The 24540-nt window shown below is 74.4% G+C and carries 18 protein-coding genes and 1 pseudogene; 11 read left to right on the top strand and 8 right to left on the bottom strand.

Annotated features, from left to right (window positions below; genetic code table 11):
- Positions 1–193: 193 nt before the first annotated feature.
- Both AB0367_RS23900 and AB0367_RS23895 read left to right on the top strand, forming a co-directional pair.
- A complete protein-coding gene (locus tag AB0367_RS23900; protein WP_366228614.1) occupies positions 194–3235 on the top strand; it encodes an EAL domain-containing protein in 3042 nt (1013 codons plus the stop codon).
- A 16-nt stretch (positions 3236–3251) separates the two neighbouring features.
- Positions 3252–4508: a pyridoxal phosphate-dependent aminotransferase family protein gene (locus tag AB0367_RS23895; RefSeq protein ID WP_366228613.1), complete on the top strand. Its 1257-nt coding sequence runs from the start codon at positions 3252–3254 to the stop codon at positions 4506–4508.
- Between the two features lie 73 nt (positions 4509–4581).
- Here AB0367_RS23895 and AB0367_RS23890 read toward each other — a convergent pair whose 3' ends face one another.
- Entirely contained in the window at positions 4582–5364 is a 783-nt protein-coding gene (locus AB0367_RS23890) for a universal stress protein (RefSeq protein ID WP_366228612.1), read from the bottom strand.
- Between the two features lie 271 nt (positions 5365–5635).
- Here AB0367_RS23890 and AB0367_RS23885 point away from each other — a divergent pair, with 271 nt between their 5' ends.
- The 3 genes from AB0367_RS23885 (at position 5636) to AB0367_RS23875 (ending at position 10366) form a co-directional block, all read left to right on the top strand.
- A complete protein-coding gene (locus AB0367_RS23885; protein WP_366228611.1) occupies positions 5636–6829 on the top strand; it encodes an ROK family transcriptional regulator in 1194 nt (397 codons plus the stop codon).
- Between the two features lie 38 nt (positions 6830–6867).
- Positions 6868–7614 (top strand): glucose 1-dehydrogenase, encoded by a 747-nt coding sequence (locus AB0367_RS23880; protein WP_366228610.1) that lies wholly within the window; start codon positions 6868–6870, stop codon positions 7612–7614.
- Between the two features lie 67 nt (positions 7615–7681).
- Positions 7682–10366, top strand: coding sequence for an ATP-binding protein (locus tag AB0367_RS23875; protein WP_366228609.1), 2685 nt, complete (start codon positions 7682–7684; stop codon positions 10364–10366).
- 128 nt (positions 10367–10494) lie between these two features.
- Here AB0367_RS23875 and AB0367_RS23870 read toward each other — a convergent pair whose 3' ends face one another.
- On the bottom strand, positions 10495–11250 hold the full coding sequence (locus tag AB0367_RS23870) for a hypothetical protein (protein WP_366228608.1): 756 nt from the start codon (positions 11248–11250) through the stop codon (positions 10495–10497).
- Between the two features lie 190 nt (positions 11251–11440).
- Between AB0367_RS23870 and AB0367_RS23865 the strand changes: the two genes are divergently transcribed.
- On the top strand, positions 11441–11917 hold the full coding sequence (locus AB0367_RS23865) for a hypothetical protein (RefSeq protein WP_366228607.1): 477 nt from the start codon (positions 11441–11443) through the stop codon (positions 11915–11917).
- A gap of 4 nt (positions 11918–11921) precedes the next feature.
- Here the strand turns inward: AB0367_RS23865 and AB0367_RS23860 are convergent, their stop codons facing one another.
- Both AB0367_RS23860 and AB0367_RS23855 read right to left on the bottom strand, forming a co-directional pair.
- Complete coding sequence (locus tag AB0367_RS23860; protein ID WP_366228606.1) at positions 11922–12719, bottom strand: alpha/beta hydrolase; 798 nt, start codon at positions 12717–12719, stop codon at positions 11922–11924.
- 93 nt (positions 12720–12812) lie between these two features.
- Positions 12813–13430 carry an HAD-IA family hydrolase gene (locus tag AB0367_RS23855; protein ID WP_366228605.1) on the bottom strand — a complete coding sequence of 206 codons (618 nt, stop codon included), beginning with the start codon at positions 13428–13430 and terminating at the stop codon, positions 12813–12815.
- Positions 13431–13491: 61 nt separating this feature from the next.
- On the opposite strand from AB0367_RS23855, the gene AB0367_RS23850 reads away from it, so the two are divergent.
- Together AB0367_RS23850 and AB0367_RS23845 are read left to right on the top strand one after the other, a co-directional pair.
- Positions 13492–14670, top strand: coding sequence for an ROK family transcriptional regulator (locus AB0367_RS23850; RefSeq protein ID WP_366228604.1), 1179 nt, complete (start codon positions 13492–13494; stop codon positions 14668–14670).
- Between the two features lie 56 nt (positions 14671–14726).
- A complete protein-coding gene (locus AB0367_RS23845; protein WP_366228603.1) occupies positions 14727–15956 on the top strand; it encodes an aminotransferase class I/II-fold pyridoxal phosphate-dependent enzyme in 1230 nt (409 codons plus the stop codon).
- Between the two features lies 1 nt (position 15957).
- On the opposite strand, the pseudogene prfH reads toward AB0367_RS23845, so the two are convergent.
- The 3 genes and pseudogenes from prfH to lysS all read right to left on the bottom strand — a co-directional run.
- Positions 15958–16566 (bottom strand): annotated as a pseudogene (gene prfH, locus AB0367_RS23840) (peptide chain release factor H); the annotation flags it as partial.
- Between the two features lie 85 nt (positions 16567–16651).
- Positions 16652–17782 (bottom strand): RNA ligase RtcB family protein, encoded by a 1131-nt coding sequence (locus AB0367_RS23835; RefSeq protein ID WP_366228602.1) that lies wholly within the window; start codon positions 17780–17782, stop codon positions 16652–16654.
- Between the two features lie 189 nt (positions 17783–17971).
- Positions 17972–19627: a lysine--tRNA ligase gene (lysS, locus tag AB0367_RS23830; protein ID WP_366228600.1), complete on the bottom strand. Its 1656-nt coding sequence runs from the start codon at positions 19625–19627 to the stop codon at positions 17972–17974.
- A gap of 164 nt (positions 19628–19791) precedes the next feature.
- Between lysS and AB0367_RS23825 the strand changes: the two genes are divergently transcribed.
- The 3 genes from AB0367_RS23825 (at position 19792) to AB0367_RS23815 (ending at position 23206) form a co-directional block, all read left to right on the top strand.
- Positions 19792–21036 (top strand): chitosanase, encoded by a 1245-nt coding sequence (locus AB0367_RS23825; RefSeq protein WP_366228599.1) that lies wholly within the window; start codon positions 19792–19794, stop codon positions 21034–21036.
- Between the two features lie 180 nt (positions 21037–21216).
- Complete coding sequence (locus AB0367_RS23820; RefSeq protein ID WP_366228598.1) at positions 21217–22449, top strand: D-alanyl-D-alanine carboxypeptidase; 1233 nt, start codon at positions 21217–21219, stop codon at positions 22447–22449.
- A gap of 82 nt (positions 22450–22531) precedes the next feature.
- The gene (locus AB0367_RS23815) at positions 22532–23206 is read left to right on the top strand and encodes an acetoacetate decarboxylase family protein (protein WP_366228597.1); all 675 of its coding nucleotides are present in this window, start codon (positions 22532–22534) and stop codon (positions 23204–23206) included.
- Positions 23207–23306: 100 nt separating this feature from the next.
- Here AB0367_RS23815 and AB0367_RS23810 read toward each other — a convergent pair whose 3' ends face one another.
- Positions 23307–24524, bottom strand: a complete 1218-nt coding sequence (locus AB0367_RS23810; protein WP_366228595.1) for a hypothetical protein — start codon at positions 24522–24524, stop codon at positions 23307–23309.
- Positions 24525–24540: the final 16 nt, after the last annotated feature.

Raw genomic sequence — 24540 nt, 5'->3', positions numbered from 1 at the left:
CGGTGTAGATCTGGCGAGCCCTCAGCAGTACCATCTAAACCGCCAAATGCGCAAATGGCGTGAATGGCGTCGTGCGTGCTGCTCGGAACGATCCTGCCAGGTACTCCTCATTCGGCAATGAACTGGGTAGCGTCTGCCTGGCCGCAGGCAAGCGCGGGGTCCGGAAAAGGGATTCAGGTAAGGGCAGCTGGGAGTGAGCGGGTCGGCACGCGGGGTGCTGGCGGGGTACGTCGGCACGATGGTGGTCCTCGTGATCGCCAACTTCGCGCTGCCCGAACTCCACCTCGTGCTGTGGTCGGCGATCGGCTTCGCGAGCGTCGCGGGGATCCTGCTCGGCGTGTATCTGCACCGGCCGCGCCGCCGGGCGCCATGGCTGCTGCTGGCCGCCGCGGTCGCGTGTTTCATCACCGGCGACCTCGCCGCCGACGTGCTGACCAGGCTGCTGCACCGGCCCGGCTTCCCGTCGGTCGCCGACGGGTTCTACCTTACGGTCTACGCGCTCATCGCCGCTGCCCTGCTCTGGCTCTATCGCCTCGGCGTGGTGCGCCGCGACCCCGCCGGGCTGTTCGACGCCATCACGCTGACCGCCGGGCTCGGGCTGCTGTCGTACATCTTCCTGATCCGCCCGCTCGTGGAGAACCAGAACCTGTCGGCGCTGGAGCGAACCATCTCCATCGCCTACCCGTTGGCCGACATGGTCGTGCTGCTCGTCGGCGCGCGGCTCATCGCCTCGGTGCGGTTCAACACCGCGATCGCGCTGCTGGCCGCCGGCGGGATCGGGCTGCTGAGCTCGGACGTGGGCTACGGCCTGCGCCAGCTCGCCGGCGACTGGGCGACCGGCGGCCCGGTCGACATCGGCTGGGCCGGGTTCTACGTGCTGTGGGGCGCCGCGGCGCTGCACCCTTCCATGCGGCAGCTCACCGAGCCCAAGGTCCAGCGCGGCGGCGACGAGCGCCTCGGCCGGCTGCTGTCGCTGGGCCTGTCACTGTTCATCGCACCGATCGTGCTGTTCGTCGAGATGCGGGGAGGCCGGGTGCGCGACGCCGCCGCCATAGCCGCCGTGTCGGCGCTGCTGTCCGGGCTGGTCCTGCTGCGGCTGGGCCGGGCGGTTCGCGCGCAACGGCTCACCGTGCAGCGCGAGCGGCGGCTGCGCAGCGCGGGTGCCGCGCTGCTGATGGCCACCGACGAGGAGGCGGTCGTCCGCACGGTGCGCGGCGCCGTCGCCGAGCTGCTGCCGCCCGGTCGCTCCCACGCGGTCGCGTTCGGCCCGGCCCTGGGCGGCAAGGTGTCGATGCCGTACACGTCCGCCGTGGACCCCGAGGTCGCCGTCGCGCTCGGCGACTTCGAGGTGGCGCTGTGCTGCCCGCTCGCGCTCGCCGGCGGGCGCGACGCCGAGCGGGCGCTCTACGTCGCGGCGGACGAGGTGATGCTCGTCGGCCTGCATGACGCCGCCCAGATCCTCGCCACCCAGGCCGCCATGGCGCTGGAGCGCATCGCGCTCGGCGAGGAGATCGGGCGGCGCAACAGCGAGGCGTACTTCCGCACCCTCGTGCTCAACACCGCCGACGTCATCCTCATCGTCGGCGCCGACGACCTGGTCCGCTACGCGAGCCCCTCGGCCCAGGCGCTGTTCGGCTCCGACCTCGTCGGCACCGCGCTGCTGTCCGCGTTCGCCGGCGGCAGCGCCATCGAGGTCGAGCGGCGGCTGCACGAGGTGCGCACCGGCGGCGCCGACCGGCCCGGCGAGGACCTGCGGGTGACCGGCGCCGATGGGCGGCCGGCGCTGGTCGAGGCCGCGTTCCGGGACCTGCGCGACGAGCCGACCGTGCGCGGCCTGGTCGTCACGCTGCGGGACGTGACCGAGCGCAGCCGGCTGGAGGCCGAGCTGTACCAGCGGGCGACCTTCGACGCGCTCACCAAGCTGCCCAACCGTGAGGTGTTCCTGACCCGGGTGCAGGAGGCGGTCGCCTCCGGCGCGGAGACCGGGGCCACCGTCGGCGTGCTCATCGTCGAGCTCGACGACTTCAAGGTCGTCAACGACACCTTCGGCCACGGTGCCGGCGACGCGCTGCTGGTCGCGGTGGGGCAGCGGCTCACCGAGGCGCTGCGGGCCGTCGACGGCTCCTACGGCGCGGCCGGGACCGTCGCCCGGCTCGGCGGTGACGAGTTCGCCGCTCTGGTGCGCCGGGCGGGCGCGCCCGCCGACGTGGAGCGGGTCGCGGAGCGGGTGCTGCGCAGCTTCACCGCGCCGTTCGGGCTCGCCCACGGCAGCGTCACCGCCACCGCCAGCATCGGGGTGGCCACGACCGCCGAGGCCGCCAGCGCCCAGGACCTGCTGCGCCACGCCGACCTCGCCGTCTACGTGGCCAAGGACGCCGGCCGGGACCGCTGGCGGCGCTACGAGTCCTCGCTGCACAGCGCGGTCGTCGAGCGGCACAAGCTGCGCGCCGACCTCGACCGGGCCATCGCCGACGAGGCGTTCCTGCTGCACTTCCAGCCGATCGTCACCCTCGCCGACGACCGCACGCGCGGCTTCGAGGCCCTCGTGCGGTGGAACCACCCGACCCGCGGCATGGTGCCGCCCGACGAGTTCATCTCCGTCGCCGAGGAGAGCGGCCTCATCGTGCCGCTCGGCGCCTGGGTGCTCAGCAACGCCATCACCGCCGCCGCGCAGTGGCGCCTCGCGTACCCGGGCGAGGAGATCTACGTCTCGGTCAACGTCTCGGCGCGGCAGTTCCGCTCGCCGGACTTCGCCCAGTGGGTGCTCGCCGAGATCGGCCGGATGGGCCTGCCGCCCGGTGCCCTGCTGCTGGAGATGACCGAGAGCCTGCTGCTGCACGACGACGGCGAGGTCGCCGCGGAACTCGCCGCGCTGCGCCAGGCCGGCGTGCGGATCGCCATCGACGACTTCGGCACCGGCTTCTCGTCGCTGTCCTACCTGCGCCGGCTGCCCGTCGACGTGCTCAAGCTGGACAAGAGCTTCATCGACACCATTGCCTCCTCGACGGAGCAGCACGCGGTCGTGAACATGATCGTCCAGCTGGCCCGGCTGCTGAAACTGCAGGTCGTGGCCGAGGGGATCGAGACCCCGGCCGAGCGGGAACTGCTCGTGTCGATGGGCTGCGACCACGGCCAGGGGTACATGTTCTCGCGGCCGTTGAGCTACGGTGACGCAAGTCAATGGTTGTCGGACGATGCGTCGGGGCCTCGACCGCGAGGTCGCGCCGCAGCCTGAGCAATCCGGAGGACACGTGCATGTCTCAGATCTCGCCACTGAAGTCGATCTTGACCCGCGGTACAGCGGCATCGCCCGCCTGCGCTCGCAGACCCGCTTCTACGACGCCGTCATCGACGAGATCGACGGGCGGCGGATCCGCGTCGGCGAGCACTGGCTGACCGACTGGGCCTCCTGCAACTACCTGGGCTTCGACCTCGAGCCGCAGATCATCGACGGCGTGCGGGACGAGCTGCGCCGCTGGGGCACCCATCCGTCGTGGTCGCGGATGCTGGGCAATCCCGCGCTGTACCCGCGGATCGAGGAGCGCCTCGCCGCGCTGCTCGGCGCGCCCGACACGCTCGTGCTGCCGACCATCACGCAGATCCACCTGTCGGTGATCCCGGCGCTGGCCCAGCGGGGGACGTTGCTGGTCGACTCGCGGGCGCACAAGACCATCTGGGACGGCTGCGTCTTCGCGCGCGCGCAGGGCGCCACGCTGTCGCGCTTCCGCTCCCTGGACGAGCTCGCGTCGCTGCTGGCGGGCGGGGCCCTGGCGGCGCCGGTGCTGGTGTGCATGGACGGCGTGAACAGCATGACCGGAAACGTCCCCGACATCCGGAAATATCTGGACCTGTGCCGGGCGCACGGCGCCATCCTCTACGTCGACGACGCCCACGGCTTCGGGGTCATCGGCGAGCGCCGCGAGGACGAGACCAGCCCCTATGGCGCCGCGGGCAACAGCATCGTGCGGTACTTCGGGGAGTCCTACGACGACATCGTGCTCGTCGGCGGCTTCTCCAAGGCGTATTCGTCGCTGCTGGCGTTCCTGGCGGTGCCGACGGTGCTCAAGAACCGGCTCAAGGCGTCCGCGGCCCCCTACCTGTACTCCGGCCCGTCGCCGACGGCGTCGCTGGCCACGGTGCTGGCCGGCTTCGACGTCAACGCCGAGCGCGGCGACAAGCTGCGCGCCGAGCTCTACCGCATGTCGATGCGCGTGCTCAACCACGTCCGCGGCCTGGGCGTGTTCACCCCGAACACCGACGACACGCCGATCATCGAGCTGCCGATCGCGCTGGACCGCGACCTCGTCGAGATCTCCGAGCTGCTGTGGGAGCGGGGCCTGTTCGTGACCCTCGCGCCCTACCCGGGCGTGCCGCGCGACCAGGTCGGCTTCCGGGTGCAGGTCACCGCGGCCAACACGGACGAGCAGGTCGACCACCTCAACGACGTGATCAGCGAGCTCGCCGCCGCCGGCGTGTTCCAGGAGGCCCGGGAGGGCAGCGCCAGCTGACCGAGGCAAGCCGCGCGCACCGCGCCGCCTGGGCCGCTGTCGCCCCGGCGGCGCGCGTGTACCCGGGCGCGGTTCAGACGCTGCGCGTCACCAGCACCGGCGAGGCGGCGTGATGCACGACCAGCTGGGTCACCGGGTTGGGGTGGGGCTGCTCGTACCACCCGACCCGGTGCGCGCCCACGATCAGCATCAGCGCCGTGCGGGCCGCCTCCGTGAGCGTCTCCAGCACGCCGGTGTCGCGGCTGTCGAAGCGGGTCTCGACCTCCGGGTGCCGGCGCAGCCACGGCTCGAGCTCGGCCGCGACCACCTCGTGCGGCCGGGCCCGCCCGGCGTGCAGGGCGACGAGCGGCACGTGCCGGGAGGCCGCCTCGCCGTAGCCGTACGCCAGGGCGCGCTGGCTGGAGGGAGACCCGTCGACGCCCACCACGACGGGGGCGTGGGCGGGCAACGCGGCCATCGGGTCGGCCCATCGCCAGCCGTTGTTGACCACCAGGACCGGGCAGTGCGCGAACGCGGCGAGATGCGCGCCCACGGAGGTGTCGAGCAGGCCGCCCTCGTGCACTCGCCCGCCGATGACGACGAGCGCGGCGGTGCGGGACTGCTCGCGCAGCACGCGGGCCGGCGAACCGCCCAGTGTCACCGTATCCACCGCGATGCCCGGCTGCCAGGATTTCGCCTCGGCGGCGGCGTCGAGCACGAGCCCCTGCCCGTCGGCCGGGCCCTCCCACGACAGGGCGTGCACCACCCGCAGCAGCCGGCCGCGCCGGGCGGCCTCGTCCGCGGCCCACCGCACGGCACCCAGGGATGCGGTCGAACCGTCGACGCCCACGACGATCGGACTGTGTTCCAGCAGCATGACGACCCCCCTCTGGTTCCACCGTCCCTCTCCGGACGCACTGGGGCAAGGTCGTCCTCCGCGCCCACGCTGCCCCCGAAGACCGGCGTGCCGCCGCCAGACACGCCCGGGCGCGTGTCCCGGGTGTATCAGACATTTCATGATATCCCGGGTGGATCGCTGTTACGGTCGCGTCATCCCCTTTGTTCGTTCTGTTTTCATCTGTTCTGGTGGCTTACGTCGGGTCCGCGATTGACACCGGACTTGAGGCCCCCATACGGTTCGAGCCACCATGACGCACCTCGGCGGATCATCGAAGCTGCTCAGGGCTATGAACGACGCGGCCGCCCTGAGTCACGTGCTGGAACGCGGGCCGCTGACCCGCGGTGAGCTGCGCGATCTCACCGGGCTGTCGAAGCCGACCATCTCGGAGGCGCTGCGGCGGCTGACGGAGGCGGGGCTGGTGAGCGTGGTCGGCTACGTCAGCGCGGGGCCCGGGCCCAACGCCGAGGTCTACGCCGTGAACCGCGACGCCGCCTACTCCGTGGCCCTGTCGGTGCGTGACCGCGGGGACTGCGACATCCCGACCGTCACCGCCGCCGTGACCGACCTGGCCGGGACGGTGCGCGGACGGCTGGAGTCCGCCGTGGACTTCGCCCGCACCGACCCGGTCGCCGCGGTCGTCGACACGGTCGAGTCGCTGTGCAAGGAGGCCGGCGTCGCCCGCGACCCGGTCGCGCAGGTGCAGATCGCGGTGGCCGGCTCGTATGACCCGCGCGGCGACGTGCTGCACCACGTCGAGGTGCCCGGGTGGGGCCGGCCCGGACTGGTCGAGGAGCTGCGCGGCCGGCTCGGGGTACCGGTCGGCGTCGACAACGACGTCAACCTGGCGGCCGTGGCCGAGCGCGCCCACGGCGCCGGGCGCGACGCGGAGAGCTTCACCCTGCTCTGGCTCGGGGAGGCCGGCCTCGGGCTGGCCATCGACCTCGGCGGCACCCTGCTGCGGGGTGCCCGGGGCGGGGCGGGCGAGATCGGGTACATGCCGATGAACGTGGCGGGCGGCGGCACCGCGCGGGTCGACTTCCAGGACCTGGTCGGCGGCGGGGCGGTTCTGGAACTGGCCGCCGCGCGCGGCATCGCCGCCCCGAGCGCGGCACAGACGATGGCCGCCGCGGTCGCGCGGGCCGAAGCCGGCGACCCGGCGGCGCGCGACTTTGTCACCGTGCTCGCCGGCCGCATCGCGATCGGCCTGTCGGCCGTGGTCGCGGTGCTCGATCCGCCACTGGTCGTCATCGGCGGCGAGGTCGGCCGGGCCGGCGGCGAACTGCTCGGCACGGCGGTCTCGGCCGCCCTGGCCGAGGCGGCGCCGCTGGACACCACGATCGCCACCACGCGGGTGCAGGACGACGCCGCGCTGCTCGGCGCCCAGCAGGCCAGCCACGCGTCGGTCCGCGAGGCGATCCTCTCCGCACTGCGCCGCCCCTGACCGGTTCGGCTGCCGTCACCGGGGGCAGAGACGGGCACATGAGCACACCTGTCGTACTCATCACCGGGGCGCTGACCGGCATCGGCCGCGCCACCGCGCTCGCCTTCGCCGAGCGGCACGCCGCCGTGGTCGTCGCCGGGCGGCACGACGACGCCGGGGAGGAGCTGGTCGCCGACCTGCTCGACGCCGGGGCGCAGGCCGCGTACGTGCACACCGACGTCCGGCGCGACGACGAGGTCGCGCGGCTCGTGGACGGGACCGTCCAGCGCTTCGGCCGGCTCGACGTCGCCGTGAACAACGCGGGCACCGAGGGGTTCGTCGGGCGCCTGCAGGACCAGACGCCCGAGACGTACGCCGAGACCTTCGAGACCAACGTGCTGGGCACCATGCTGAGCCTCAAGCACGAGCTGCGGGCCATGCTGCCGCAGCACAGCGGCAGCATCATCAACATGTCCTCGGTCCTCGGGCACGCCGGGGAGCCTGGGGCGTCGGTGTACACGGCCAGCAAGCACGCCGTCGAGGGGCTGACCCGCTCGGCGGCGCTCGAGGCGGCCGGGTCCGGGGTGCGGGTCAACGCGGTCGCGCCCGGGCCGGTGCAGACCGCGATGCTCGACCGGTACGTCGGCACCGAGCAGGGCCGGGCGGCGTTCGCGGCCCGCGTGCCGATGGGCCGCATCGGCACGCCCGACGAGATCGCCGACGCCGTGGTGTTCCTCGGCTCGGACCACGCCAGCTTCATCACCGGCCAGGTGGTGACCGTCGACGGCGGCATCACGGCGAGCTGACCGGTACCGGGGGCGCGACGACACCGGGCGGGCCGGGGAAGCGCGGCGGTGACAGAATCGGGCACCTATGCGACCCGACCGCGTCCTCGCCGCGCTCGCCGACCTCGCCCCCGCCGGGCGCGACCGTGTGCTCGACGTGGCCAAGGGCGACCAGCCCCTGGTCTGGCTCGCCGACCCGGAGCGGGTGCCGCGCAGCCGGGCCGCCGACCGGCTCGCCGCCCTGGACGCCCTGCACCGCGACGAGCGGATCCTGCGCCGCGGCTGGGCGTGGCTGCTGGGCTCGGCCGAGGTCGACGGGTCGGTCCGCCGGCTGCGGCTGCCACTGGTCGCCGAGCCGGTGCGGCTGGAGCGCTCCGGCGGCGGGCTGCGCGGCCACCGGGTCGTGCCGGCCGGCGACCTCGAGGTCACGCCACTCATCGGCGACCGGGAACTGGCCGCCGTGCTGGAGTCCGCGCCCGGGCTGGGCACCACGGCGTGGCTCGCCGCGACCGGCACCACCGCCTGGGTCGCCACCGCGGCGCAGGCCGCCGGGCTGAAACCCGACCGCATCGCCCGCATCGCCGCCGACGGCACCCCGATCGCCCGGCTGAGCGACCGGGAGCTGCTCGGTCAGGCGGCCGCGGCCCTGTACGTGGCCCGCGACGTGTCCTCCGCAGGGCTGCGCGACACGCTGCGCGCCTGGGCCGCCCGGCCCGGGCTGGAGGACACCGCGCTGGCCCACGTCTACGGCGACGCGACCACACCGGGGGAGCCCGGCGACGAGGACGACGTGCACTCCCCGCTGCCGCTCAACGCGGCTCAGCGCGAGGTCGTCCGGCGGGTCCGGCGCGAGCGGGTGGTCGTGGTGTCCGGGCCGCCGGGCAACGGCAAGAGCCACGCCGTCGTCGCCGCGGCCCTCGACACGGTGTACCGCGGCGGGTCCGTCCTCGTCGCCACCCAGGCGCCGCACGCCGCCGAGGTGCTCGGCGAGCTTCTCGGCCGTTACCCGGGCGCCGAGCCGGTGCTGTTCGGCGACGCCGAGCGCCGCGATCGGTTCGCGCTGGCGCTGGCGTCCGGGCGCCCCGACGGCGTCACGTCCCGCGTGCTGCAGGCCCGCCAGGCCGAAGTCGTCGCCGCCGCGGCCGCCGTCCGGGCGATCGAGCAGGGCGTCGCCGCGGCGCTCGGGCTGGAGCGGCGGGCGGCGACCATGGCCGTCTGGGAGCCGCTGCTGGCGGGCCTGCGGCTGGAGGCCCCGAAGGTGTTCGGCCGCGATTTCGACGTACAGAAGGCGAAGAAGGCCCTCGCCTCGCGGTTCTTCTCCCGGCCGCGGGTGCGCCGGCTCGCCGGCGTCGCGCCCGAGCGGCTCCCCGTGCTGCTGGAGGCCCTCGAGGCGGACCGCGCCGCGGCCACCCTGGCCGTGAACGGCGGCACCGACCTCGGCCCCGTCTGGCCGGCGCTGCTGGCCGCCGACGCGCGCCTGCGGGACGCGGCCGGCGCCGCGATGCACGACGCGGCCGCGTCGGCCGGCCGATGGGGCGGCGACGCCCGGCGCAGCGCCGCCGCCCTGGCCGCCGCGCTGCGCGCCGGCCGCAACCGCCGCCGCGAGGCCCTGGCCGCGCTCGACGGCCCGGCGCTGGTGCGCGCGCTGCCGCTGTGGATCGGCACGGTCGCCGACGTCGAGGACCTGCTGCCGCCGACGCCGGGCCTGTTCGACCTGGTGATCCTGGACGAGGCCGCGCACGTCGACCAGATCCGCGCCGCGCCGGTGCTCGCGCGGGCCCGCCGCGCCCTCGTCGCCGGCGACCCCGGCCAGCTGCGGTTCGTGTCGTTCGTCGCCGACGTCGACGTGGCCGCCACGCTGGCCCGCCACGAGCTGCCCGACCGGGTCGACGTGCGGCGGTCCAGCGCGTACGACGTGGCGGTCGGCGCGGCCCCGGTCACCTGGCTCGGCGAGCACTATCGGTGCGCGCCGCACCTCATCGAGTTCGCCGCGCGGCGCTTCTACGACGGCCGCCTGTCGCTGATGACCCGCACCCCGGCCGCGGAGCGCGAGGCCGCCATCGACGTCGTGCGGGTGCCTGGCGCCGAGGTTCGTGACGGCGTCAACCGTGCCGAGGTCGACGCGGTCCTGGCGGCGGTCCGCTCTCTCGCGCGGGCCGGGCGCACCGGCATCGGCGTCGTCACGCCGTTTCGCGCGCAGGCCGACGCGATCGAGGCGGAGCTACTCAAGGAGCTCACCGTCGAGGAGATCGATCGGCTCGGGCTGCGCTGCGGCACCGTGCACGCCTTCCAGGGCGGCGAGGCCGACACCGTCGTGATCTGTCTGGCCCTCGTCGACGGCGACACCCCGGCCCGCCAGCGCTTCGCCGCCGACCCCAACCTGTTCAACGTCATGACGACCCGGGCCCGCCGTCGCCTCGTCGTGGTCACGTCCCTGACCGGCGGCAACGGCCTCGTCGCGGACTTCCTCGCGCACGCCGCGGCGCCGCCCGCGCCGGCCGGTCCCGTCGCCGGCGCGGCCCCGCCATGGGCCGCACGCCTCGCCGCCGAGCTGGCCGCGGCCGGGCGTGACGTGCGCCTGGCCTACCCGGTCGGCGACTGGACCGTCGACCTCGTCGTCGACGGCACCGGCTACGTCTGCGAGCCGCACCCGGACGGCGACGCCGCCCACCTGGAGCGCCAGAGAGCGCTGCTGCGCGCCGGGTGGACGGTGCGCGAGGCGTTCGCGAGCCGCTGGCAGCACGACCCGGTCCGCGCCGCCCTCGACCTGTGAGATTCCGGGTCTTCGCGGCGTTTCCCCTGACGGCGGCCGCGTGGCGGGCCCGCGCACGACGCAGGCCCTGGCCCGCTCCGCCCGCTCGGCGCGCCACCCGCGCTCGCTGGGCATGGCCGCCTGACGGGTCAGGCGCGCCGCACGTGCAGGGCCCCGAGCAGGCCGTCCAGGCCCTCGCGGGTGCCGATCGCCGGCCGCTCCTGCGGGTGGTTGAGGTAATGGTTGACCGAGTCGTGCAGGAACTCGCGGTGCACCGCCGAGCGTTGCAGCTGCAGCTGGATGCGCTGCGGGTTGCGCCGGCGCAGCGGCCCGTGACTGCGGACCAGCTCCGGCCACAGGATGCCGAGCCGGCCGACGCCGAAGACCGTGGGCAGCGGCCCGGTCATGATGGCCTCCCACGGCACGTCGTAGGTGCCGAGGGCGTCGACGACGGTCAGGCCGTCCGGGCGCAGGATCAGCCGGCCGGTGCCGCGGATGAGCATGACGAGCCCATACACCGCGAAATACATGAACGCCACGGTCACGGCGAAGAGCATCCAGGTGTAGACGCCCCAGTCGTCGTCGGAATACGCCACGCTCAGCAGGATGCCGACGATCGCGGGCATGGCCGCGGCGTTGTTGGCGAGTCCGAAGTACGACGGTGGCGCGACGAACTCACCGGGTTGTACCACGAACGAGCGCGGCTTCGACCCGCGCATCGACTTCACCAAGCCGGCCACACCGGCCCCGACCAGCAGCAGCAACGACAGCAGCTGCGGCCAGAGCTGCTCGTGCAGCGCCACCGTGAACGGCAGCAGCACGATGCCGGCACCGCCCACGAGCAGGTAATACAGCCGGGCGTTGCGCCGGCCTGAGTCGTCTTCCCCGTTCGCACGTTGTGACACGGTGCCACCTCCTTCGCACGGGAATGTATCGGTCATCCATACGTCTCGCCGCCACGAACTCGACACAGCCTAAGGGCAACGCGGTACCCGGCGAGCGCCCCCCTCCGCTCAGCCGATTCGATCCACGGGCCGCGTCCGGGCTGCCGGATTCGTCACAGCACCCGTGCGGCGGGCGGCCTACGCTGGCGGCGTGCGAACCCTGCCGAGCACTGACGATCTGCTGCGGGTCATGACCATCCTGGGGATTCCGGGCGATCCGCTGTACATCATGAAGGACCACGCTGACGAGCGCCGCCGCGCGGAGCTGCTGGCGCACATCACCGCGGCGCTCGTCGACCGCCTCGAGGCGCTGGAGTCCCTGGCCGGCCTCGACGTCGACGACCGTGCGGACCTGCACTGGCAGGCCGACCGCGACGCCGCCGGGGCCGGCGGCATGCTCCGGCAGCAGACGGCGCGGCTGGCGTGGGTGCAGCAGAGTGTCGCCCGGCAGCGCGGCCGGCGCCCCGACCCGGCGGCCGACGCCGTCGCGACCACGCTGGGCGTGCTCATCGAGCTGCTCGCGTCGCGCGACCGCGATCCGATGGTGGCCGACGCCGTCGCCGGCCTGTGTTCCGCCGCCGACCACCTGGGCACCGTGCTGCGGGCCGCGTCGCGCGAGTGTGTGTGAGTGCTCAGCCCTTCGGCGGGGCGTTGTTCGCCAGGAAGTCGTCGACGGCGCGGGTCGCGTCGGCGGTTCCGTCGTCGGTGACGGTCAGCAGCGCCGTGCCGTGCTGGCGGCCCGGGACCATCGACAGCGTGCGCTGGTCGCCCGGCGTGGCGTCGTACATCGCCTGCGCCGCTGTCGCGAAGCTGCCGTCGCCGGTCGCCGCGACGTACAGCACTGGCACGCTCAGTCGCGCGACGGCCCGCAGGGCGCTCTCGCCGGCGTAGGAGTCCGGCCCGGAAAGGCTGATCACCGCGGTGGCCGGCGGCTCCAGCCGCGCCCCGGCGACGAGCGTGGCGGTGGCGCCCCGCGAGGCGCCGATGAGCACCACGCCGCGTCCGCCCTTGGCCCGCGCGAACGCCGCGGCGGCCGCGACGTCGCCGGAGTTGGTGCCCGTCTCGGCGCGCCGCGAGCGGCCCTCGCCGTTGAAGTCGAACGCGAGGACCCGGTACCCGGCGGCGGCCTTCTGTTTGGCCCAGCCCAGCCACGAGCAGCCGGTGGCGGAGGCCTGCGGCGCGAGCACCAGGGTGACGTTTCCCTCGCCGAGCGCATAGCCGGCCAGGAACGTGCCGCCCTGCCCGGCGAAGGCCACCTGCTTGTCGTTGAGCTGCGGATCCCCGCACAACCGGTCGGCCGGACTCGGCGCCGCCGCGACGGCGGTGGAGGTGGCGGTGGCGTTCGATGTATCCGTCGTGCCGGCCTGGCTCCCACAGGCGGTGAGTCCCGTGAGCAACAGCGCGCAGCCGATCCCCGTGATGAAGCGCATACCGATGCGACCAACGACGACCCGCTCCGGTTGCATCGCGCGGTGCGCTAGCGGTGCGCTATTGGCCCGGGATGCGCTACGGCCCGCGATGCGCTACTGGCCCGCGGTGGTGAGCAGGTCGGCGAGGTCGCCCAGGTCGCCGAGGCGCAGGTCGCCGTCGAGGCCGCGCAGCGTGGCGACCGTCGCCCCGGCCGCCCGGCCCGCGTCGAGGCCCGGCTGGGAGTCCTCGACCACGAGGCAGTCGCCCGGCGGCACGCCGAGCCGGGCGGCCGCCTCCAGGTAAGGGTCGGGGGCGGGCTTGCCGCGCGGCGTGTCCTCGACCGTGACGAGCAGCGGCGGGTCGATGCCGGCGGCGCCCAGCCGGGCCAGCGCCAGCCGCCGGTCGGCGCTGGTGACCACCGCCCACGGCAGGTCCAGCTCCTTCAGCGTGACCAGCAGCCGGGCCGCGCCGGCGATCGGCACCACGTCGTCGAGGTCGCCGTACTGCAGCTCCAGCTGTCGCGCCGCGGCCCGCCGCACGCCGGCCGGGTCGAGGTGCGGCTGCACGGCGCGGATCGTGGTCGATGCCGGGTTGCCGTGCATGTGGGGGATGATCTGGTCCGCGGCGACGCCGGCCTCGGCGGCCCAGGCCAGCCAGGCGCGCTCCACGGCGGCGTCGGAGTCGACGAGGGTGCCGTCCATGTCCAGCAGTACCGCAGCGAAGCGCCGCATTGCCCCGTACCCCCTCGGATAAATAAACTCGTCTCACGAGCATAATAACCGGGAGCGGGCGATGACGACGATGCGGGCCGAGGCGCTGCGCGTGCAGGGCGCGCTCGCGCTACTGCGCCACGCGCACGAGCACCCCGGCGTGACCCGCGCGGAGGCGGCCGCCAGCCTGGGGCTGAGCAGCGGCTCGGCGACCGAGATCATGGGCCGGCTGCGCGCCGCGCGGCTGCTCGGCGAGCGGGCGCCGGCGCCGACCGGCGGGCGCGGGCGGCCGAGCACCGTGCTCGTGGCGCACCCCGAGGGGCCGCTCGTGGCCGTCGTCGAGCTGACCCACGCCACGTGGACGGTGACCACCGCGGCCATCGGCGGCGAGCTCGCCCCGGCGCCCGAGCACCGTCACCGCGGCGGGCCGCCCGGCGAGGTGCTCGCCGAGGTCGGCGCGGCGCTCGCCGGGCTGCGTGCGCGGCACGGCGACCGGCTGGCCGCCGTGGGCGTCGCGGTGCCGGGCACGGTGCGCGGGCACACGCTCGCTCAGGCCGCGACCCTGCGATGGCGCGACGTCGACCTGTCCGGGCTGGCCGCGTCGGCCGGGGGCGTGCCGCTGACCGTCGGCAACGACGCGTCACTGGCCGGCGTGGCCGAGGCGCTGCGGGGCGCGGCGCGCGGGGCGGCGGTGGCGCTGTACCTCACCGTCGAGGTCGGCATCGGCGGGGTACTGCTCGTCGGCGGCGCCCCCGTGCTCGGCGCCACCGGAGCCGGCGGCGAGTTCGGGCACGTGCCGTTCGGCGATCCCGGCCGGCGCTGCCCGTGCGGCGCGACCGGCTGCTGGGACCTCATGGTCGACGGCCGGGCGATGGCTCGCAGCCTCGGGCGGGCCGAACCCGAGGACCCGCGGGCGTTCGCCGGGGAGGTGCTGGCTGCCGCCCGGGCCGGCGACGGACCGGCCCGCGCCGCCGTGACCGCGGCGGCCGACGCCTTCGGCCGCGGCCTCGGCGCCCTGATCAACGCGCTCGACCCGGCGGTGGTGACCCTGGCCGGCCTCGGCGTGGACCTGCTGGAGGTCGCCGGGGACACCGTCGTCGCGGCCGTACACCGGGCGGCGATGGCCTGGCGCCGCCGGGACGGGCTCCCGCCGATCGTCCCCACGCGGCTGGGCTCGCGCGGCCCGGCGATCGGTGCCGCGGAGGCGGCCCTCGCCGCCGTGCTGGCCGACCTGACCCGGGAGCGGGTCACACGCCGGTGAGATACGCGTAGGTTTGTGGCGAATCGGGCGCGACGGCGGGCCCGCATACTTGGGCGATGGCGATCGAAGACGCATCCCGGCTCAGCATCACCCGGCTCCTGCACCCGGCCGTCGAGGAGCGGCCCGGCGGCACCCCCGTGACGACCCCCATCTACCAGACCAGCACGTACGATCTGCCCCGCACCCCGGAGGCGGCGCGGATCGCGGCGGCGGTGGCGCCGACGGGGTACTACACGCGCTACGGCTCCCCGAACAACGCCGAGGCCGAGGCGATGCTCGCGGACCTCGACGGCGCCGAGCGGGCGCTGCTGCTGGGCAGCGGCATGGCCGCGGTCAGCGCCGCGCTGATCTCGAACGTGCGCGCCGGCGTCCGGGTCGTCGCCCAGACCAACCACTACGCGGCCGCGCTCACGCTGCTGCGCGACGTGCTGCCCTCGTTCGGCGTCGAGGTCCGTCTGGTACCGCAGGAGTCGCTGCACGAGGCCGTCGACGCGGACACCGACGTCGTCTACGCCGAGACCCCGAGCAATCCCGCGATGGTGCTCACCGACCTGGCCGCGGTGCGCGCGGCGGCCCCGGACGCGCTGCTCGTCGTGGACAACACGTTCGCCACCCCGTACAACACCCGCCCCCTCGACCTCGGCGCGGACCTGGTGGTGCAGTCGGCGACGAAGTACCTCAACGGCCACAGCGACGTGACCGCGGGCGTCGTCACCGGCCGGGCGGAGCTGATCGACCGCGCCTGGGAGACCGCCCGCGTGCTGGGCCCGACCTGCCATCCGTTCGAGGCCTGGCTGCTGGCTCGCGGCCTGCGCACGTTTCCGCTGCGCATGGCCCGGCACAACGACAACGGCCGCGCGGTCGCCGAGGCCCTGGCGGCGCACCCGCGGGTCGTCGCGGTGCACTACCCGGGCCTGTCCAGCCATCCGCAGCACGCCCTGGCGCGCCGTCAGATGAGCGGCTTCGGCGGGATGCTGTCGTTCACGGTCGAGTCCGAGCGGTTCGCCACCCGGGTCCTGGCCTCGACGAGGCTGGCCCGCAACGCGGTGAGCCTGGGCGGCATGGAGACGCTGATCACCCACCCGGCGTCGCTGATCTTCTCCCACGGCGGCACCGCGGACAGCGTCGACGCGTCCCTGCTGCGCGTCTCGGTCGGCCTCGAGGAGCCCGCCGACATCATCGCCGACCTGACCCGGGCCTTGGATCTGGCCGCGGACCCTGCTGTGGACGCTGCCTTGGACCCTGCCTCGGACGGGGCGTTGTATCCGGTGCCGGACCTGGCCTGACCGGGCGCTCGACGCGGACCGGGTCGCCGCGGACGAGCTCGTCGTGCATGTGCCGCCTCGCGGCCTCGAGGGCGCGGGCGGCGGCCGCGTCGCCCTCGCCGAGGCGGCGGCGCAGCAGGTCCAGCGCGAGCCGCCGGTTCTGGCCGAACTGCCGCTCGGTGTCGACCACGACGACCAGGCCCGACGGCCGGTGCGTCGCGCGCACCGCCGTGCTGACCTTGTTGCGGTGCTGGCCGCCCGGGCCGCCGGTCCGGCAGGGGACGATGTCCACGTCCGCCTCCGTGAACGGCGTGCTCGGGGCGTCCAGGTCGCAGGGGCCGGCGATGATGTACCAGTTCTTGCGCCCGGCGCCGGTGCGGTACGGGCTCGGCGCCTGCCAGCACAGCGTCCCGGTCCAGGTGGCGGCGAACCGCCCGGCGTCGTCGCCGCCGATGTACAGCAGCACCGACCGGTAGGTGCCGTGGTGGTCGCCGGGCACGCTGTGTACCCGCAGGGTGGCCAGGCCCAGCCCGGCGGCCTCGGCCTCCAGGCGGGCGGCGAGCTCGGCGACGGCCCACGCGCACTCCTGCGGGCCGCGGCCGGCCGACATCAGCAGGTGTACACCCGTCATGCCGAAGCCTCCGCTTCGCTCCGGCTTCGGCATGACTTGCGGCTGAGCCCATGATGACCGGCCCCTCCGCTTCGCTCCGGACCGTTCATACCCGGCCCCGGTCTCGGCCCTGGCGCGGCTCCCGGTCGGCGGTCTTGTACGTGACGACCGGGGCCGTGGTGGCGATCGGCGTGGCCAGGCCGTGCTCGACGAGGTCGGCGACCACCTGCTCGATGCGCTTGTACGCGCCCGGGGCCTCCTCGAACAGCAGCTGCCGGTCGCCGCAGACCACGACCGACCCGAGCGGGGTGCGGCGCAGCTCCTCGACGGTGTGCTTGGCCCGGTTGCGGACCAGCGCGTCGGCCCGGGACATCTTGCGCCCGGCGCCGTGCGCCACCGAGTGGCCGGCCTCCGGGCCCGCGTGCGCGGCCACGAGGTAGGACACGGTGCCGCGCGTGCCGGCGATGAGCACGTCCCGGCCGTCGCCGGGGGCGGCGCCCTTGCGGTGCAGGTATGCCCCGTCGCGGATCTCGACGAGGTTGTGGCACTGGTCGACGATCGGCTCGCTGCGCCGCGCGCCCAGCGCGCCGGCGACCCGGGCGGCGATGAGCCGGCGGTTGAGCGATCCCCACCGTACCGCGGCGTCGTGCACGGCCAGGTAGGCCTCGGTGTCGGCGGCGGGCCCGGCCCCGTGCGCCTCGGTGTGCTCGCGCAGGATCCGCTCGCCGAGGCCTCGGGATCCACTGTGGACGATGAGGACGAGGTCGCCGGCGCGCAGCCCGAGGCGGTCCGCGTGGCCCGCGTCGAGAACGGTGTGCACCCGCGCCAGCTCGGCGAAGTGGTTGCCGCGGCCGACGGTGCCGAGCCCCTCGACGTGGCCGGCGGGGATGTCCCGCGCCACGAGGCCGAAGTCCCCGAGATCCTCGGGCTCCAGGGCCCGGTCGAGGTCGGGGAAGCGGGCGGCGAGCCGCTCGGGCGCGGGGCGCTTGAGGGCGATGGGGAACACCGCGATCCCGCACCCGATGTCGGAGCCCACCAGCAGCGGGTACAACACCGAGGAGAGCATGGCGGCGCCGATCGGCGCGCCCTTGCCGGGATGCAGGTCGGGCATGCCCGCGACGTGGACCATGCCGTCGAGGGCCGCCACCTGGCGGCACTGGTCGACGGCGGCGGACTCGATCCAGCTCGACGGGGAGGCGAAGACGGTGACGGTGGCGGAGTGCTGCGAAGCGGACAACGACGCTCTTTCCCAGAGGACGGGTGCGGACGGACGGCAGCACGGCGCACCGGGTCGGTGCGCGGGCGTGGTGCCAGCGGAGAAGTCCGTCAGAGCGTCATGGGCACAAGGTTCCCCGACCCGGCCGATCGCGGCAACCGGTTTTCGGCCGGGCTGGGGAGTTCAGGCTGCGCAGTTCAGGTTGGCGGATCAGGCGCCGACGAGGGTGCGGACCCGGTCGGCGCCCAGCGAGAGCAGCAGGGTGGGCAGGCGGGGACCCGACTCGCGGCCGACCAGGAGGCGGTACAGCAGCGAGAAGAACTCGCGCTGCGCCGTCTTGAGCTCCGGGGTCGGCTTCGTGTCCATGGGCAGGCCCAGGCGGATCTTCGGCACGCCGTACACCAGGCTCGTCAGGCCCTCCAGGGACCACTGCTCCGCCAGGCGCTCCGCCAGCAGGCGCAGCGCCGCACGCTGCTCGTCGTCCAGCGACGCGAGCAGCTCGGTGTCGGGTGCCGTGCGGACGTGGGTGCGCTGCTCGTCGGGGACGTAGTTGGTGACCCAGTGAACGGCGCGGTCCAGGCGGGGGCGGGTGTCCTCCAGCGACACGATCGGGTCGGCCGGGTCGATGTCGGCCAGGATGCGCAGCATCTGGGCCGGGTCGCCGACCGTGATGTCGGCGACGGAGGCGAGCATGCGATACGGCAGCGGGCGCGGCGTCACCGGCAGCGGGCCGGTGGCGGTGCCGATCGCGCGGTGATACGCGGCGGCGTCGGCCGGCGGGGCGGTGCCCTCGCCGACCTTGCGGCCGAGGGTGTCCCACTCGTCGTAGAGCCGCTGGATCTCGTCGTCGAACGCGACCTTGAAGGACTGGTTGGGGCGGCGGCGGCTGTACAGCCAGCGCAGCAGCGGGGCCTCCATGATCCGCAGCGCGTCGGCGGGGGTAGGCACGCCGCCGCGGGAGCTGCTCATCTTGGCCATGCCGGCGATGCCGACGAACGCGTACATCGGGCCGATCGGGGGGCGGGCGCCGAAGACCTCGGCGACGAGCTGGCTGCCGACGACGTACGACGAGCCGGGGGAGGTGTGATCGACGCCGGAGGGCTCGAAGTGCACGCCCTCGTAGGCCCAGCGCATCGGCCAGTCGACCTTCCACACCAGCTTGCCGTCGCGGTGCTCGGACAGCAGCACGGTCGCGCCGTGGCCGTAGGAGCAGGTGTAGGTCAGCTCGGTCGTGGCGTCGTCGTAGGCGGTGACGGTGGTGGTGTCGCGGCCGCAGACGGAGCAGTACGGCCGATACGGGTAGTAGCCGGTGACGCCCTCGCCGTCCTCGTCGTTCTCCTCCGGCGCGATCTTCGTGCGGTACTTGCCCAGCACGCCGTCGATGTGCTGCCGCTCCCGCATGGCGAGCAGGATCTGTTCGGTGTACGCCCCGCTTCGGTACATCTCGGTCTGGCTGATGCCGTGGTACCGCACGCCGAGCTGCTCCAGCGACGCCTCCATCGCGGCCTTGAAGTGCTCGGCCCAGCTGCCGTAGGGGCTGCCGGCCGGCGGCGGCACCGAGGTCAGCGGGCGGCCGATGTGCTCGCTCCACGACTCGTCGACACCCTCGACGCCGCCCGGCACCTTACGGAAGCGGTCGAAGTCGTCCCACGACAGGATGTGCACGACGTCCTCGCCGCGGCGGCGGATCTCGTCGGCGACCAGGTGCGGGGTCATCACCTCGCGCAGGTTGCCGAGGTGGATCGGCCCGGAGGGGCTCAGCCCGGACGCGCAGACGATCGGCCGGCCCGGCGCGCGGTCCTGCGCGGATGCGATGACCTCGTCGGCGAAGCGGGCTACCCAGTCGTCCTCGATGCTGTGCGTCACCCTGTCATTCTGTCCGATCCGGCCGGACAAGCCGAATCCAGGGGTTGGCGACCGCCGGCGCGGGTTCCCCGAAGGCGCGCGGCGTCGAGCCCTTGACATCGAGGCGCTCTGATTTCAACATCTGTCAGGTAAGTTGCCTAACAGATACGGTTTGGAGGCGCCTCATGCATCACCCCCTCAGGCTGGCCGGCCTGGGCGCCGCGGCTCTGCTCACCCTCGGCACCGTGACGACCGTCCTGGTCACGCACAGCGCCGACGCCGCCACGGAGACCCTGCTGTCGCAAGGCAAGCCGGCCACCTCGTCCTCGGTGGAGTCGTCGTCCCTCGGCGCCGCGCTGGCCTTCGACGGCAACACCGCCACGCGTTGGGCCAGCGCGAAAGGATCCGACCCCCAGTGGATCCGCGTCGACCTCGGCGCGACCCGCAGCATCACGCACGTGAACCTCAAGTGGGAGACCGCCTACGGCAAGGCGTACCGGATCGAGACCTCCGCCGATGGCGGCACGTGGAGCACGATCTACAGCACGAGCAACGGCGACGGCGGTACCGACGACCTGACCGGCCTGTCCGGCTCCGGCCGGTACGTGCGGCTCTACGGCACCGCCCGCGCCACCCAGTGGGGCTACTCGCTGTTCGAGTTCCAGGTGTACGGCAACGCCACCGGGGGCACCCCGTCGAGCAGCGCGTCCTCGTCTGGCAAGGACCTGTTCGACCCGCGCAAGAAGGACATCGCGATGCAGCTGGTGTCCTCGGCGGAGAACTCCTCGCTGAACTGGAAGGCGCAGTACAAGTACATCGAGGACATCGGCGACGGCCGCGGGTACACGGCCGGCATCATCGGCTTCTGCTCCGGCACCGGCGACATGCTCGACCTCGTCCAGCTCTACACCCAGCGGGTGCCGGGCAACGTGCTGGCGAAGTACCTGCCGGCGCTGCGCGGCGTCAACGGCACCGCCTCGCACACCGGGCTCGACCCGAACTTCACCACGGACTGGAAGAGCGCCGCGGCGGACCCGCAGTTCACCAAGGCGCAGGACGACGAGCGGGACCGGGTGTACTTCAACCCCGCCGTCAACCAGGCCAAGGCCGACGGCGTGCGGGCGCTCGGCCAGTTCATCTACTACGACGCGATCGTCATGCACGGCCCCGGCACCGACCCGGTCAGCTTCGGCGGCATCCGTAAGGCCGCCATGGCCAAGGCGAAGACGCCGGCACAGGGCGGCGACGAGGCGGCCTACCTCAACGCCTTCCTCGACGCGCGGGTCGCGGCGATGAGGACCGAGGAGGCGCACAGCGACACCAGCCGGGTCGACACCGAGCAGCGGGTGTTCCTCAACAACCGCAACTTCGACCTCGACCCGCCGCTGAGCTGGAAGGTGTACGGCGACCCGTACAGCATCCCGGCGTAACCAGCCCCGCGAAGCCGAACCCCACGAAACCGAACCCTGCGAAGGAACCGGGCGCCGCCGAGGATCGAGGAGATCGCCTCGGCGGCGCCCGAGCGTCGAGCACCGCGGTCGCGGTAGCCGCGGTGGGTCCTCGCGCCGACCGGCCGCCGGGCGACGCCGTGGCTCGGTAGGCTGCGCGGCATGGGAGTCTGGCGTCTCATGACCGCCGCGCTGGCCCCGGCCCTGGTGGCCCTGCCGGCCGGCCCGCCGCCGCTGCCGGCGCGGGGTCCGTCGGCGAGCCCGGCGGCGGTGGCCCCGTGTCCGTATGCGTCACTCCCGACGCTTCCGCCCACCCCGCCGTCGCCGCCGCGCGAGGAGTCCACGCCGGTGATCGGCGGCGACGGGATGGCCACCACAGGCCTGGCCGTGGCGGCCGGCGCGCCCGCCCCGCCGACCCTGTCGGCGATGTCGTGGGTGGTCGCCGACCTCGACACCGGCGAGGTGCTCGGCGCCTGCGCCCCGCACCTGCGCCGCCGCCCGGCGAGCGTGCAGAAGCTGCTGCTGGCCGCGACCGTGCTGCCGAAGCTGGCCCCGGACCTGGTCGTCGAGGCGACGCCCGCGGATCTCGACCTGCCGGCGGACAGCTCGGCGGTCGGCATGATCGTCGGCGGGCACTACCCGGTGTCCACGCTGTGGTACGGGCTGCTGCTGCAGTCCGGCAACGACACCGCGAACGCGCTCGCCCGGGTCGCCGGCGGGGACGGCGGCGTGCCGGCCACGATCGCGGCGATGAACGCCGAGGCCCGTCGGCTCGGCGCCGACGACACCCACGCGGTCACCCCGTCCGGCCTGGACGCCCCGGAGCAGCTGACCAGCGCCTACGACCTGGCGCTCATCGCGCGGGAGGACCTCGATCGCCCCGAGTTCCTCAAGTACGACACGATGCAGCGCTTCCGGTGGCCGCCGCAGCCGCCGCAGGACCCGAAGGGCTTCCAGATCCAGAACGAGAACAAGCTGCTCACCGAGTACCCGGGGGCGCTGGGCGGCAAGACCGGCTTCACCGACGAGGCCCGCCACACCTACGTCGGCGCGGCCCAGCGGGGCGGCCGACGGCTGGTCGTCACCATCATGGGCGCCGAGATCGTGCCGGCCCGGGCCTGGAAGCAGGGCACGACGCTGCTCGACTGGGGCTTCGCGCTGCCCGCCGGCACTTCCGTCGGCCATCTGGTCACCCCGCAGGAGGCGGCCGCGCTGCACGCACCGCCCACGCCGAGCGCCGCGGCCACGGCGGCCGCCGCCGAGCCGCGCCCCGCGGCGTCGAAGGGCACGGCCCCGGGTACCGTGGGCGTCCTGTCCGCCGCGGCCGTGGTTCTGGCCGGCGCGGCGGCCTTCGTGACCGTCCGCGTCCGCCGCCGGGCCAAGTCTCGCGGATAGGTTCGCGCAAAGGCATCGCGGACGGGTCAGCCAGTTTGACGATCGTCGCCGGCGGCCCGTCACAGCGGCGTACAGTGCGGATATGGCCTATCCGGCGGAGCCCTGGTCGCTGCGCGGCCGGATGTACGTGTCGGTCTGGGCGCTGCCCGTCGCGGACCTGCCCGGGCTACCCGCGCAACTCGCCGGGGCGGTGCGCGTGGTGCGCTTCGGCCGGCGGGCGGTGGTGGGCACCGCCTGGGTCGACTACCGCCCTGGCGGTGACATGAGCTACCGCGAGCTGCTCTCGGCGGTGCTGGTGCGGGCCGGCCTGCGCCCGCGGGTGACGATCACCCACATCTGGGTCGACAGCCCCCGCTCCCGCGACGGCGGCCGGGCGCTGTGGGGCATCCCGAAGGACCTGGCCGAGTTCGAGCTGACCGGCGTGCGCGCCGCCGCCGCGACCGGCGCCGGGCCGATCGCCGCGGCGCGGCTGCGCCGGCGGGGCCCGGCGCTGCGGCTGCCGATCGGCTTGCGGGTCATCCAGGTCCTCGCCGGCGCGGCGAAGACCACGCCGGTGCGCGCGACGGCCCGTTGCGGCCCGGCCCGCGTCGCGTGGACGATCGAGCCGGACGGGCCGCTGCGCTTCCTGGCCGGCCGGCGGCCGCTGCTGTCGATGGTCGTCGACGACTTCCGGATGCGTTTCGGCGCAGGGGCTGCGCGCCCGTGGATGGCGCGGACCCTCGCGCGATCGCCCGTGGAGGCTCAGCCCGGCACGTAGTCGCCGAGGGCGAGCCGGGCGGGTCCGGGCACGGTGCCCGGCCAGTTCGTGACGATGCGCCGATCGAGGCGGCGGGCTGGAGCCCCCACGCCGGTGGGGATCAGCCTGGGCCGGACCCGGGGTGGTCCGCTGCGAACAGCTCGCGTACGGCGGCCGAGTCCGCACCCGCGCGCAAGACCTCGATCCCGTCGACCCGCCGGCCATCGGGACCGCTCAGCACGCCCCGCACGGCGGGATGCTCCAGGCGCCAGCCCCGCCGCAGGAGATGATCCTCGACCAACGCCACCGCCGGGTCGCCCGCTCCGAACTCGTGGCGCTCCTCGACGTGCCCACACGCCGCGGCGGCTGCCCCGGACTCGATCATCCGGATCGCCTCGACGTCGTCGACCAGGTCGCGGCCGAGCACGGCGGCCAGCTGCGCCCGCAACGAACGGGCCTCCTTCGCGGCCCGCCGTCGCCACCGCCGTGCCGGTGCCGTCTCGTACGTCCGCCACCGGAAGATGGTCACGGCCGAGTACCCGGTCAACGCGCGCACGAGCCGCCGCTGCTCGCGGACCGACAGCGGCGCCACCGGTACCGGATCCACCGCCGCGACCAGGGGCAGCGACTCCTGGCCGAGCGCGGTCAGTTCGCCGGACAGCCGCGGGTGCAGGCGGGCCAGCGCCGCCGCCGTTTCCGCGTCCCACTGCGCGTCGCCGAGCCCGTGTCGCACCGCGCGATCCCAGCCGTCGACCAGGTCGCTGAACTGCCACCACCACTGCCCGAGCAGCGGCGGACCGGAGTCGACCCGGAACAGCAGATAGCCGGCCTCCGACAGGTTGGCCAGCGCGATCGCCCGCGCGGCCGGTCCCGCGGCGCCGGCCGCGGTGATCGCCGCCCGGTCCGCCGCGTCCTGCAACTGCGCCACGTACGCATCGGGTTCGCGGCGCGGCGTCGCCGCGGGCTCGGCCGCCTCCTCGTCCCAGACGGTCTCGGACCACTCGGTGAGCGCTCGATCGGCCCGGCGGGCATCCGTGCGGTGCAGCAGCGTCAGCTGCTCGCCAACCAGCGCCCGCAGCTGTGCCGCGCTCAGGACGCTGAGCAGTGGCAGGCCGATGAGCAGATGCCTGCCGGACGAGTCTGCCCGGCGGGTGATCTCGGCGTCCGCGGTCAACCACACCCGCGTGGTCGGTGGCACGCCGAGCGTCCGCGCCACCCCCGCGATCAGAGCGTGCAGCGCGGGCTGCCCGGCCGCCGTCACCGATACCGTGCCCGGCGGCCCGCCGAGCCGCGAGACCAGCCGCCCGGCCGGCCTCGGCTCATCCTGCCCAGAGATCATCTTGGCGATCTTCGTT

The sequence above is a fragment of the Dactylosporangium sp. NPDC051484 genome, assembly GCF_040689395.1.
Taxonomy (GTDB): Bacteria; Actinomycetota; Actinomycetes; order Mycobacteriales; family Micromonosporaceae; genus Dactylosporangium.
Note: the sequence above shows the minus strand (reverse complement) of the source record. Positions and strands in the feature narration are given on the sequence as shown.